Source organism: Arthrobacter sp. E1SS-5, from assembly GCF_057073715.1.
On the sequence record NZ_CP172703.1, the window covers coordinates 826,923 to 839,014 of the forward strand.

10 protein-coding genes and 1 tRNA gene are annotated in these 12,092 nt (G+C 67.1%); 5 read left to right on the forward strand and 6 right to left on the reverse strand.

Annotation, left to right across the window (positions count from 1 at the left end; translation table 11 throughout):
* Positions 1 to 83: 83 nt before the first annotated feature.
* Complete coding sequence (locus ACIGJD_RS03945; protein WP_483688385.1) at positions 84 to 3,116, forward strand: alpha-mannosidase; 3,033 nt, start codon at positions 84 to 86, stop codon at positions 3,114 to 3,116.
* Between the two features lie 284 nt (positions 3,117 to 3,400).
* Here the strand turns inward: ACIGJD_RS03945 and ACIGJD_RS03950 are convergent, their stop codons facing one another.
* Positions 3,401 to 4,138 (reverse strand): hypothetical protein, encoded by a 738-nt coding sequence (locus tag ACIGJD_RS03950; RefSeq protein WP_483688386.1) that lies wholly within the window; start codon positions 4,136 to 4,138, stop codon positions 3,401 to 3,403.
* Positions 4,135 to 4,866, reverse strand: a complete 732-nt coding sequence (locus tag ACIGJD_RS03955; protein ID WP_483688387.1) for a hypothetical protein — start codon at positions 4,864 to 4,866, stop codon at positions 4,135 to 4,137. The genes ACIGJD_RS03950 and ACIGJD_RS03955 overlap by 4 nt, the downstream gene beginning before the upstream one ends.
* A gap of 273 nt (positions 4,867 to 5,139) precedes the next feature.
* On the opposite strand from ACIGJD_RS03955, the gene ACIGJD_RS03960 reads away from it, so the two are divergent.
* Together ACIGJD_RS03960 and ACIGJD_RS03965 are read left to right on the forward strand one after the other, a co-directional pair.
* Positions 5,140 to 6,801 carry an ABC-F family ATP-binding cassette domain-containing protein gene (locus ACIGJD_RS03960; RefSeq protein WP_483688388.1) on the forward strand — a complete coding sequence of 554 codons (1,662 nt, stop codon included), beginning with the start codon at positions 5,140 to 5,142 and terminating at the stop codon, positions 6,799 to 6,801.
* A gap of 2 nt (positions 6,802 to 6,803) precedes the next feature.
* On the forward strand, positions 6,804 to 8,717 hold the full coding sequence (locus ACIGJD_RS03965; RefSeq protein ID WP_483688389.1) for an ABC transporter ATP-binding protein: 1,914 nt from the start codon (positions 6,804 to 6,806) through the stop codon (positions 8,715 to 8,717).
* Positions 8,718 to 8,739: 22 nt separating this feature from the next.
* Here the strand turns inward: ACIGJD_RS03965 and ACIGJD_RS03970 are convergent, their stop codons facing one another.
* From ACIGJD_RS03970 to ACIGJD_RS03980, 3 genes are all read right to left on the reverse strand, one after another.
* On the reverse strand, positions 8,740 to 9,156 hold the full coding sequence (locus ACIGJD_RS03970) for an NUDIX hydrolase (protein ID WP_483688390.1): 417 nt from the start codon (positions 9,154 to 9,156) through the stop codon (positions 8,740 to 8,742).
* Positions 9,153 to 9,641 (reverse strand): DUF6314 family protein, encoded by a 489-nt coding sequence (locus tag ACIGJD_RS03975; RefSeq protein WP_483688391.1) that lies wholly within the window; start codon positions 9,639 to 9,641, stop codon positions 9,153 to 9,155. The genes ACIGJD_RS03970 and ACIGJD_RS03975 overlap by 4 nt, the downstream gene beginning before the upstream one ends.
* A 1-nt stretch (position 9,642) precedes the next feature.
* Positions 9,643 to 9,715: transfer RNA gene (locus tag ACIGJD_RS03980), tRNA-Arg, on the reverse strand.
* A gap of 83 nt (positions 9,716 to 9,798) precedes the next feature.
* Between ACIGJD_RS03980 and ACIGJD_RS03985 the strand changes: the two genes are divergently transcribed.
* Complete coding sequence (locus ACIGJD_RS03985) at positions 9,799 to 10,563, forward strand: DUF998 domain-containing protein (protein ID WP_483688392.1); 765 nt, start codon at positions 9,799 to 9,801, stop codon at positions 10,561 to 10,563.
* Here ACIGJD_RS03985 and ACIGJD_RS03990 read toward each other — a convergent pair.
* A complete protein-coding gene (locus tag ACIGJD_RS03990) occupies positions 10,560 to 11,186 on the reverse strand; it encodes a hypothetical protein (protein ID WP_483688393.1) in 627 nt (208 codons plus the stop codon). The genes ACIGJD_RS03985 and ACIGJD_RS03990 overlap by 4 nt on opposite strands.
* Before the next feature lie 32 nt (positions 11,187 to 11,218).
* Here ACIGJD_RS03990 and ACIGJD_RS03995 point away from each other — a divergent pair, with 32 nt between their 5' ends.
* Positions 11,219 to 12,049 (forward strand): inositol monophosphatase family protein, encoded by an 831-nt coding sequence (locus ACIGJD_RS03995; protein ID WP_483688394.1) that lies wholly within the window; start codon positions 11,219 to 11,221, stop codon positions 12,047 to 12,049.
* The last annotated feature ends 43 nt before the right edge of the window (positions 12,050 to 12,092 follow it).

The window sequence follows — 12,092 nt, forward strand, 5'->3', positions numbered from 1 at the left end:
GGTTGGTTGCAGTGCCGCCAGCGGGTAGATTTGTCCATCGAATGGACACGATGATCCAGTCACAAGCCTAAAGAGGACATATATTGCATGACGACCGCAGGATCACGGAAGTCCGCCTGGCAAGGTTTGTGCGCGAGCGCATTGCCCCCGCCGTCTACAGCAGGTCAGTCCCGCTTGCGCTGAGCAGCTGGGAAGTTCCGGACGAACCGGTCCCCGCGCTCGAGGCGATGCGGCAGGAGTTCCAGCCCCAGGAGCACGGCGCCGCGTGGGGCCGCCCCTGGGGCACCACCTGGCTGCGGTTGCAGGGGGAGGTCCCCGAATCCTGGGGCGGCGGCCCGGACACCGCCGTGGAGGTGGTGGTGGACCTGGGGTTCACCACCGAAGCGCCCGGCTTCCAGTGCGAAGGCATCGCCTGGCGGCCCGATGGCAGCATCATCAAGGCCATCTCCCCCCGCAACCAGTACATTCCCCTGAAGCTGCTGGGCAGCGGCATGGCAGTGGATTTTTACGTTGAAGCGGCCGCGAACCCGGACATGGCACAGGGCTGGACCTTTGCCGCTACCCCCTTGGGGGATAAGGCGACGGCAGGAGATGCCCCGCAGTACCGGCTGGGAACCATCGCCATCGCCGAGCTGAACCAAACCGTGTGGGAACTCCAGCAGGATATCTCGACCCTCGCCGGCCTCATGGAGCAGCTCCCGCTGGAGCTCCCGCGCCGCCACGAGATCCTCCGGGCCCTCGAAGACATGATGGACGTGATGGACCCGGAGGACGTCGCGGGGACCGCAGCGGCCGGGCGCCGGGCGCTCGCCGACGTCCTGACCAGGCCCGCCTACGCCTCCGCGCACCAACTGGTTGCCACCGGGCACGCCCATATCGATTCCGCCTGGCTCTGGCCGGTCCGGGAAACGATCCGCAAATGCGCCCGGACGTTTTCCAATGTGGTGGCCCTGATGGACGAAGACCCCACTTTTGTCTTCTCCTGCTCCTCAGCGCAGCAGCTCGCCTGGATCAAGGAGCTGTACCCGGAGCTGTTCCGCCGGATCCGGGAAAAGGTACGCGCGGGGCAGTTCGTCCCGGTCGGCGGCATGTGGGTGGAATCGGACACCAACATGCCCGGAGGCGAAGCCATGGCCCGGCAGTTCGTTGAGGGCAAAGGCTTCTTCCTGGCCGAGTTTGGCATCGAGTGCCGGGAAGCGTGGCTCCCGGATTCGTTCGGCTACAGTGCGGCCCTTCCCCAGATCGTGAAGTCCGCGGGCAGCCGCTGGTTCCTCACGCAGAAGATTTCCTGGAACCAGACCAACAGGATGCCCCACCACACGTTCAACTGGGAGGGAATCGACGGCACCCGGCTGTTCACCCACTTCCCGCCGGTGGACACCTACAACTCGGATCTCAGTGCCAGGGACCTGGCGCATGCCGAGCGCAACTACCGGGACCATGGCCGCGGCACCGTGTCGCTGGTCCCGTTCGGGTACGGCGACGGCGGCGGCGGGCCCACCCGGGAAATGCTCGCCGCAGCTGCACGCACGGCGGACCTGGAGGGCTCGCCGAGGGTCCGGGTCGGGTCCGCGGAGAGCTTCTTCCTGCAGGCCGAGGAAGAGTATTCCGCGCTGCCGGTCTGGGTGGGGGAGATGTACCTGGAGCTGCACCGCGGCACGTACACCAGCCAGGCCCGCACCAAGAAGGGCAACCGGCGCAGCGAGCACCTGCTGCGGGAAGCGGAACTGTGGTGCGCCACGGCCGCTGTCCGGAGCGCGGGTTCTTTCGATTACCCGGCCGCCGAACTCAAGCGACTCTGGCAGCTGGTGCTGCTGCAGCAGTTCCACGACATCCTTCCCGGAAGCTCCATCGCCTGGGTCCACCAGGACGCCGAGCGGAACTACCGTGCGATCGAAACTGCCCTTGAGGCACTGATTGGCCAGGCTGCTGCCGCGATGCTGGGCTCCGGTGACCGGCAATTCCTGCTGAACGCAACTCCGCACACCCGGGACGGCGTCCCCGCGCTGGCAGCAGCCGAACCCATGGCGTTCCAGGAACCGGCACAGGCCACGCCACAGGACGGGGGCTACATCCTGGACAACGGGATCATCCGGGCGGTGGTGGATTCCGACGGGCTTCTGTCCTCCCTATGGGACCATGCCAGCGGCCGCGAAGCGATCGCTCCCGGCCAGCGCGGCAACCTGCTGGAGCTGCACCGGGACACCCCCAACGAGTGGGATGCCTGGGATATCGACGAATTCTATCGGCGCAACGTCACGCCACTGGTCCAGGCAGAGTCCATCCGCCTTGCGAGTGAAGGCGGCAGTGCGGTGGTGGTCGTGGAGCGGGTGGCAGGCAAGTCCAGACTGACCCAGCGCATCACCCTGGCACCTGGCAGTCCGTCACTGGAAATCACCACGACGGTGGACTGGCAGGAACGCGAAAAGCTGCTGAAACTTGGTTTCGCCCTGGATGTGCGGGCAGACCGGTCGGCTGCCGAAACACAGTTCGGCCATGTTTTCCGGCCCACCCATACCAACACGTCCTGGGAGGCGGCGAAGTTCGAGATCTGCGCCCACCGGTGGATCCATGTGGGCGAACCCGGCTACGGGGTGGCGGTCTCCAACTCATCCACTTACGGCCATGACGTGGGCAGGAGCGTCAGAGAATCCGACGGCGGCACCACCACCACGGTGCGGCTCTCCCTGCTGCGGGCGCCGAAGTTCCCCGACCCGGAGGCCGACCGCGGCCACCACGAGTTGACGGTGGCCATCCGGCCCGGTGCCGATATTGCGGACGCTGTCCAGGAGGGGTACCGGACCAACTTGCAGCCGCGGCTGGTCCGGGGTGCCTCGCCGGTGGAGCCGCTCTTCAGCGTCAGTAATCCCGCCTTGGTGATCGAAGCCGTGAAACTGGCCCAGGACGGTTCGGGAGACGTTGTGGTCCGCCTCTACGAGTCGCTGGGACAGCGCTCCGATGGATGCATTTCGGCCAATTTTCCGGTGCGGAACGTTCTTGCCACGGACCTCCTGGAACGCCTTACCGAGGCTCCCGGGGTCGCTCCCTCCGACAGCGGGGCCGAGCTTAGGCTGCGGCCGTTCCAGCTGGTGACATTGAGGTTTGCCCGGAAATAGCGGCTTGGAGGGTTCCTGGGCGGGTACAAGGATATTCGGAGCTTGTACCTGCCCGGGAGCTCATAGAGCCGGGTGGGGGTATGCTTCCGCGAAGGAGCCGTTAAACAGGCTGAGTGGGGGCGGTCCCCAACGATCCGCCACCACTCATCCCCCCAATGTGCGCGAAGGCCTCCGGGGCGGCCGGCATTTCAGAATTTATCCCCGTTCGAAAACGCCAGGCGGCCCCGCCTTCACACATTCATGATTGTTTCACATTCTAATGATTTTGTGAAAGCCGCAGAAGGTTACGTTTCGGTAGATGTCTTTTGGGGGGCTGTGCCGCGCCTGTTGACCACCCGTGCAGCCCAGATCAGGGCCAATCCAATGACAAAACACAGGATGGCCGTGTAGTTGATGATGAACTCAATCTGGCCGAGTTCGGGCGGAATCACCGGGAAGAGCAGTGTCAGGGCAACCGCTACGCCGCCCAGGGCCAGCAACGCCGCGCCGACACGTACCAGTACCGGAAGCCGGTCCTGCGCGGCCCGGACCAAGGCTGGCACAAGTGCCAGGGCTACGTAGGCGGGGTAGGCCCGGCCGGCCGCCCCGTAGTACTCAACCAGTGCAAAGTGGCGGTCGTCCTTGGCAGAGATGGCCTGGAGTCCCGCCGAGGAGCCGGCGGTGTCCATGGAGAAAAACAGTGCCACCATGACCACAGAGACAACGAGCAGGACCAGCATGCCGGTCTTTCCCGTGATGAGCCGGTGGGCGCTGTCGGCGCTGAACCCCCTGGAAATTCGGATGCCCATGAAGAAGATGACGCCGAAGATCACAAACCGCAGCAGCAGGTTGGCCAGGTTGATGCCACCCAGTGCCTGGTCGATCACCAGGTAGGGTCCCTTGATGCTTAGCAGGATGGCCAGCGTCATTGAGGCAAAGATGCCGAACAGGGACCGGTTCTCGCCACGGAGGGTGCTGGGGATACGGGCCGCCGAGACGAGTGCGCAAACCGCCAGCGTGGTCCACTGAAGCGTTTCGATCATCCCAGGTTCTCCCATATCTTCTCTGTCTGTGCTTGGTCCTGCTCCTGCCGGCGCAGTACTTTCCCCAATGCCTGAAGCCGTTCCCCGGCCAGTGCGGTGAGCTCTCCGTCCGAGAGGCTTTCCAGGGCTGCCTGCCGCGCCCCGGGTGGCCAGCCCGCCTCCTCCTCGGTGATGATCCCCGTGGCCACCAGGCCGCCGGCCGGTCCAACCCCGGCGGCCAATGCCGTGGCCACGGCGAGCTCGGGGGACAGCCGGTTTGCCGTCAACTGGGCGGAGTAGTTTTGCGGGGCCACCCCGGTGGCAGCCGAAACGCGGTGCCTGACCTCGCCGTCGTCAATTGCATCCACCCAGTTCTTCACTGAGGTGGCGTGGGGAGTCGGGCCCAGTGCGGGGGTGGAGGCTCCCCTTGCAGGCTCCATGGCCGGCCGCGCCAGGAGCGCGCGCATGAGGTCCGCCGTGGAAATCTGGCTTACCAGCTCGCTGCGCGTGGGCGGGCGCTGTGGGCCCGAAAGGACGCTGTATGCGTCGAAACCGGCCAGTCCGGCAACAGGATTGATGTTGTAGGCGCGGCTGACGCTGACCACGGTGCTGACGGAGACCTTACCCCGGACCAGTTGCTGGGCGAGGGTGGTCCGTTTGATCCCCGAGACCCGGCAGACGTCAGCGGTGCTGGCATCGGGTGCGATGCTTTGCAGCCAGCGCTGGAACGCCTTGGCGGAAAGGGTCATGGAGGACTCTCTGCAGAACGGGTGGTCGGGACGATTTTACCGTGCCGCCGCGGGCGAACGCCCTCCGGGCATTGCGCAGGCGCCGTAGGGCCGATTTTGCCCATGGTCCAGATTCGTCTATAGTTGATGGTCGAGCCCGCTGGTCCGTACACCCCCCAAGTCCGGACCAGCGGGTTCTTCTATGTCCAGCAGCCCCAGCGGCGCCGCGGCCCTGTTTTTGCCGCCTCTGCCGGCCGTCAACGGCTGTCCGGGCAGCGGCGAAAGGACGAATCGATGACTGCAACCCTTGTTGCCAAGGATGTCTCGGGAGGCCATGGGCACCGCGTGCTCTTTTCCGGGCTCTCGCTGACGGTGGCCCCCGGTGACGTGGTGGGTGTCGTGGGCGCCAACGGTGCTGGAAAATCGACGCTGCTGCGCCTCCTTGCCGGAGTCGACCAGCCGCAGGAAGGCTCAGTGAGCCTTGCGCCCTCCGATGCCTTCGTCGGCTGGCTGCCCCAGGAACATGAGCGGATCCCCGCCGAGACGGTGGCCGCCTACATCGCCCGCCGCACCGGCTGCGCGGAAGCAACCACCGAGATGGAATTGACGGCCGAGGCGCTCGGGTCCGGCGCTCCCGGGGCCGATGATGCCTACTCCCGTGCCTTCGACCGGTGGATGGCCTCCGGCGCCGCGGATTTGGACGACCGCATCCCGGCGGTGCTTGCGGAACTGGGCCTGGACGCGGGTCCCGATGCGCTGATGACCGGGCTTTCCGGCGGCCAGGCGGCACGCGTGGCCCTGGCCGCCCTCCTGCTGAGCCGCTTCGATGTGGTGCTGCTCGACGAGCCCACCAACGACCTTGACCTTGCCGGCCTGGCCACCCTGGAAAACTTCGTGACCGGGCTGCGTGGGGGAGTGGTGCTGGTCAGCCATGACCGTGAGTTCCTGGCCCGGTGCGTCACCCGGGTGGTGGAGCTGGACCTGGCACAGAACAGCGTGGCCGTTTACGACGGCGGCTACGACGCCTTCCTCGAGGAACGCGCCGTGGCACGCCGGCATGCCCGCGAAAAATATGAGGAGTTTGCCTCCACCAAGGCGGACCTGGTGTCCCGTGCGCGGACGCAGCGCGAGTGGAGCTCCCAAGGCGTCCGGAACGCGATGAAGAAGAACCCGGACAACGACAAGATCCGGCGCGCTGCCAGTACCGAGTCGGCGGAGAAGCAGGCACAGAAGGTCCGGCAGATGGAGTCGCGCATCGCCCGCCTGGACGTGGTGGAGGAGCCCCGGAAGGAATGGCAGCTCCAGTTCAGCATCGGCCAGGCACCCCGCTCCAGCGCCGTCGTCGCCACCCTCCGCAACGCAGTGGCACGGCAAGGCGACTTCACCCTGGGGCCGGTCAACCTCCAGCTCAACGGCGGGGAGCGCGTGGGCATCACCGGCCCCAACGGGGCGGGTAAGTCCACCCTCCTGCGCCTGCTCCTGGGAACCCAGGCACCGGACGACGGCGACGCCTCCATGGGTGCCTCCGTCGCCGTCGGCGAGATTGACCAGGCCCGCGGACTGCTGGACGGCCGGCTGTCGCTGGGGGACGCCGTCGAAGCGGTGCTGGCCGACTGGACGGGCGCCGAGGTCCGTACCCTCCTGGCCAAGTTCGGCCTCAAGGCGGACCACACGTCGCGGACCGTGGATTCCCTGTCGCCGGGGGAGCGGACGCGGGCAGCCCTGGCCCTGCTGCAGGCGCGCGGCGTGAACCTGCTGGTGCTTGACGAACCCACCAACCACCTCGACCTGCCCGCCATCGAGCAGTTGGAAGAGGCCCTCGAAAGCTACGACGGAGCGCTGCTGCTGGTCACCCACGACCGCCGGCTGCTCGAAAATGTCCGACTCGATTACCGGTGGCACCTGGAAAACGGCACGGTCCAGGAACTCCACCACACTGCAAGCCAGGAGAAATAACCATGAGCATGGACCGCGTGGCGTGGAGCTCGCTCTATAACATCAGCACCGCAAAGAGCGGCTCCAAACCGTTCTCCAAGGAAACCCTGAAACGGGTGCTGGGATTCGCCGCCCCGCACAAGGGCAAGCTCATTGCTTTCGTGCTCTCCTCCATCGCAGCGGCCTTCCTGGCGGTGGCCACCCCGGTGCTTGCCGGCCAGGTGGTTGATGCCATCATCGCCAAGACGGATGCCGGTACCGTGATCTGGCTGGCGGTGCTGATCGCCATCGTGGCCGTGGGCGAAGCGGGGGTGGGGCTGTTGACCCGCTGGCTGTCCTCGACCATCGGCGAAGGCGTCATCGTGGACCTGCGCACCCGGGTGTTCGACCACGTGCAGCGCATGCCCATCGCCTTCTTCACCCGCACCCGGACAGGAGCCTTGGTCAGCCGCCTCAACAACGACGTCATCGGGGCGCAGTCCGCCTTTGCCGGCACGCTCTCCGGCGTGGTGAGCAACTCGGTGGCGTTGATTCTGACCCTGGTGGTGATGCTCAACAAGTCCTGGCTGGTCACGGTGCTCGCCATGGTGCTGCTGCCGATCTTCCTGATCCCGGCCCGACGCATGGGCTCCAAGCTGGCTGACCTGCGGCGCGAAGCTGCAGCCCACAACGCCGCCATGGGCACCCAGATGACGGAACGGTTCTCCGCGCCGGGCGCCACCCTGGTGAAGCTGTTCGGCCGCCCGGATGAGGAATCCCGCGAATTCGCTGCCCGCGCGGGCCGGGTCCGCGACATCGGCGTCCGCATGGCCATGCTGCAGTTCACCTTTGTCACGGCCCTGACCCTGGTCTCGGCGCTCGCACTCGCCTTGGTCTACGGACTGGGCGGCTGGCTCGCCCTGGGCGGCCAACTGGCGCCCGGCGACGTGGTGGTCCTGGCGCTCCTCCTGACCCGCCTTTATGCCCCGCTCACGGCCCTGTCAAACGCCCGCGTGGAAGTCATGAGCGCACTGGTCAGCTTTGAACGGGTCTTCGAGATCCTGGACCTGAAGCCGCTCATCCAACAGAAGCCCGACGCAGTGGCAGTCCCTGCCGGCCCCGTATCCGTGGAGTTCGACAACGTCCGGTTCGGCTACCCCTCCGCGGACAAGGTCTCCCTGGCGTCGCTGGAGGAGGTCTCCACCCTTGACACCCGGGGCGGGGAGGAAGTGCTGCACGGTGTCAGCTTCCGGGTCGAGCCGGGCCAAACGGTGGCCCTGGTGGGCTCCTCCGGCGCCGGCAAGTCCACCATCGCGCAGTTGCTGTCGAGGCTTTACGACGTCGACTCGGGCGCCGTGCGTCTTGGCGGCACCGTGCCGGGGGCGGGGCTGGATGTCCGGGACGCCACCTTCGATTCGCTGCGGGACACCCTGGGCATGGTCACCCAGGACGGCCACCTGTTCCACGAAACCATCGCCTCCAACCTGCGGCTCGCCCGGCCCGACGCCACGGACGAGGACATGTGGGACGCCCTGCGGCAGGCACGCCTTGAGGCCATGATCCGGTCCCTGCCGGACGGCCTGGAGACGGTGGTGGGGGAGCGCGGCTACCGGCTTTCCGGCGGTGAACGCCAGCGGCTCACCATCGCCCGGCTCCTGATCGCCCAGCCCCGCGTCGTCATCCTCGATGAGGCCACCGCGGCACTGGACTCCACGAACGAAGCCGCCGTGCAGGCAGCCCTGGGCGCAGCGCTTGAGGGACGGACCGCCGTCGTGATTGCGCACCGGCTCTCCACCGTCCGCGCAGCCGACGCCATCCTGGTGGTGGAGGGCGGCCGGATCGTGGAACGCGGAACCCACACCGAACTGCTGGCAGCCGACGGCCGCTACGCCGAGCTGTACCGGACGCAGTTTGCCGAGGCCACGGCGGTGGCGCAGGAGTCCGTACCCGAGTTCTAGGGGCCCGGTCGCAGGCTGTTTCTCAGACCGCCCGCGCCGCCAACAGGGGCAGGATGTGGTCCGTCAGCAGCGGCGCGAGGTCGTGGGGGAGGGCCGCACCCGCCGGCGCGCTGATGTCCAGCCACCGGATCTCGGCGATTTCAGCCGCGGGAGTGGCCTCCCATGCGCCCGGGGCGAGGAAGACGGTGGCTTCGATGTCGGTGGCGGCCTCGTTCGCGGCGTCGGCGATCCAGACGCCCATGAGGTCCAGGTCCTCCGGACGGACCACTATGCCCACCTCTTCGGCGAGTTCCCTCGCAGCTGCCTGCACGGCGGTTTCGCCCGGTTCCGGCTTACCGCCGGGGTGCATGAACATTGCCGTTCCCCGTTTCCGCACGGTCAGGAGGCGTCCGGCGCCGTCGAAGACACAGACGGCGGACACCACAATCCGGTCCTTCACTCGGGGATCCTTTCCAGGTGTGAGACCAGCAGCAGGTCCTTGCGCGGGCCCTTCACATCCCAGCTGTAGCTGAACGCGTCGGGCCCCTGGTGCGTATAGGACACGCGGTAGGTGTCCGGATCGCACCAGTGGGTGTCCAGGCTGGCATCAGGGGCGAAGCTCATGCGGTGGAACGGCTTGCCGTCGGGGAAGAACACGTCCAGCGCGTCCGGCCGCGCCGCGGGCTTCAAAACGTACTCGCGCGAGGCGGGGCCGATGAAAGCAGGCCAGCGCATGGTGCCTTCTTCGCGGAGGGCAAGGCCGCCGTCGTCCGTGGGAGTGAAAAGGACGACGCCGGAAAAGGTTCCCTGCGTGCCGTCCGCCCTGTCCAGCAGGTCCCGCTCCACCCGCCACCGGCCTGCTTGCCCGGGGCGGCGTTCAGGGCTGGCCGCCAGGCTGCCGAGGAGGTAATCGCGGAGGCCGGGCCCCGGGGAACTGGAGTTCAAGTGCCCTCGATTGGAATCGAACCAACGACACCGGCTTTAGGAGAGCCGTGCTCTATCCACTGAGCTACGAGGGCGGGCATCCGGTGGTTCGGCGGGGCCGGTCCGTCCGGACACGGTTACAAGCATACAAGGTGCCGGGCCGTACTACGCTCAAGGCATGAGTCCAGCCGCCACTGCCGCTCCCGCCGCCTTCATCCCGAACGTTGCGTCCAGCCGGCATTACATCGGGGCCTGGGCTGTTTTGAGCGTCCTGCAGTATTTCCTCGCGGAGGCATTGGTGGCTGTGGCGTGGGCCGGGCCCCGTCCCTATGACCTGCGGACCGGATACATCAGCGACCTGGGTGCGCTCCATTGCGGCGCCTATTCCGGGCGGGACGTCTGCTCTCCCTTGAACTGGCTGATGAATGCCTCGTTCGTGGTCCAGGGGCTCGGGCTGCTGCTCGGTGCGGTGCTGCTGACTTCGGGGCTGCTCCGTGTGGCGGCCGCACCCGGCACCCGCGTGGATTGGGGGCGCCGGAAACCGTGGTTTGCAGCGACGGCGGTCCGGCTGCTCACCGGAGCGGCCGGAGCGGGAACCGTAGTGGTGGGGCTGGTCCCGGAAGACCTCGGCTCGCCCTGGCACTACGCCGGCGCCATCACGTACTTCGTCACCGGCGGGGCCGCCCTGTTGGTGCTGGGCGTCCTCTGGCTGCGCAAGACCTCCATGGCGTGGTTCCTCCTGGTGTGCGGGGGTGTGTCGCTGGCAGCCACGGCGACCGGGGGCCTCACACGCATGGTGGTCCCCGAACCGGGCACACTGGAACGTCTGATGGGGTATCCGGTGACGGTGGGCATGGCTGCCGCCGGGTTGGTCATCGCCCAGCGCGTGCACCGGCACCGGAAGGAACGGCGGGCGGCGGCCGCGCGGACAGCTGCCGCTTAGCGCTCTTTCCGTTTCCGGCTGTTGAGGAACACCGCCGCAGCCCCGGCCAGCAGGCTCAGCACCAAAAGCACCCAGCCTGCAACTGTAAGGCCGGACGCCAAGGCAACCTGCCCGGCGTCGGGACCCGGCGTACCCATCATGGCGTCAATGGCCACGTTGCCCCACAACCGGACCACCACGAACAGCATGGGAAGCGCCCAGAGGGCCCACCGCAACGCCTTCTTCGCCACGTTGGTTCCGATCAGCAGCAGCCACGTGAAGCCGAAGATCAGCGGGAACAGCGTCCCGGCGGTCTTGTGGACGTAGCTCAGCTGGCCCAGGGCGTCGCCGTTCATGGCGCCCTGCAACCGGGCGATGTAGCCGGCATCGAACCCACCCACCAGCGAATCCGGCATGGCCTGGCCGTCCGAGAGCTGCGTCATCTGGTTCAGGGTCAGCAGGTGCAGGTACCAGAACAGGAACAGGCTGGCCACCACCCCGGCAATCACAATCAGGTTGCTGTTGCCTTGCGCCTTCTCCGGCGTACGCGTCGTGGTGGGATTGACCACCGGTGGCAGGTGGTGCTGCGGCACGGCCGCGTTGGCGCCGTGCTTCTTGATCCGCTGGGCAGGGGTTTTGGCCATGGCACCATTATCCCGCCCCATAAACTGAACCCATGACCACTGGCCTACACAGCGCAGCTGTTCTTGACCCCGCACTGGACGACTACGAACTGGCGGCAGCGCTGGTCCGCGAGGCCGGACAGCTGGCGCTCCTCATGCGCATGGCCGGACTGGAGTCGGAGCAGAAGACCTCCGTCTCCGACGTCGTGACCGAGGCTGACCATGCCGCCGAGGCCTACGTGCTGGAGCAGCTGCGGCGCTGCCGGCCCGAGGACGGCATCCTGGGCGAGGAAGGCGCCTCCGTCCAGGGCACCAGCGGGCGTACCTGGGTGATCGACCCCGTGGACGGCACCTATAACTTCCTGCACGGCTCCACCTATTGGTGTTCAGCCATCGCCCTCAAGGACCGCCACGACGTGCTGCTGGGCGCGGTTTTCCAGCCTGAGGAGGACAAGTTGTGGCTGGGCGGGCATAACAGGCCAGCCACCCTGAACGGCGAAGCGCTGACCTCGTTTTCCGACGGCGGCGGCAAGCGCAACAGCACTGCCGTCGCGGAACTTGGTGCGGCCACCTACATCCACCCCACCTGGCTGATGGACCCCATGTGCGCCATGCCGTGGCACGCTGCGGCCACCTCCGCGGCGTCCCTCCGCATGCTCGGTTCCGGTTCCTGCGACCTGGGCCGTGTGGCCGACGGGCAGCTGGGGTGCTGGTTCCAGCACAGTTGCCCGGAATGGGACTGGCTGCCCGGCAAGGCAATTGTCCGTGCGGCCGGAGGCGCCGTCGACACCGTCCGGGTCAACGGGCTCGAATGGTTCATAGCAGGAGGAACGACGGCGGTGCGCCAGTTGCGTGCCGCCCTCGAGTCAGCGTCAGTGGGTTAGCGACCACGGCAGTAATCCACAGGCTGGAGGGCGTTGTCGGTCC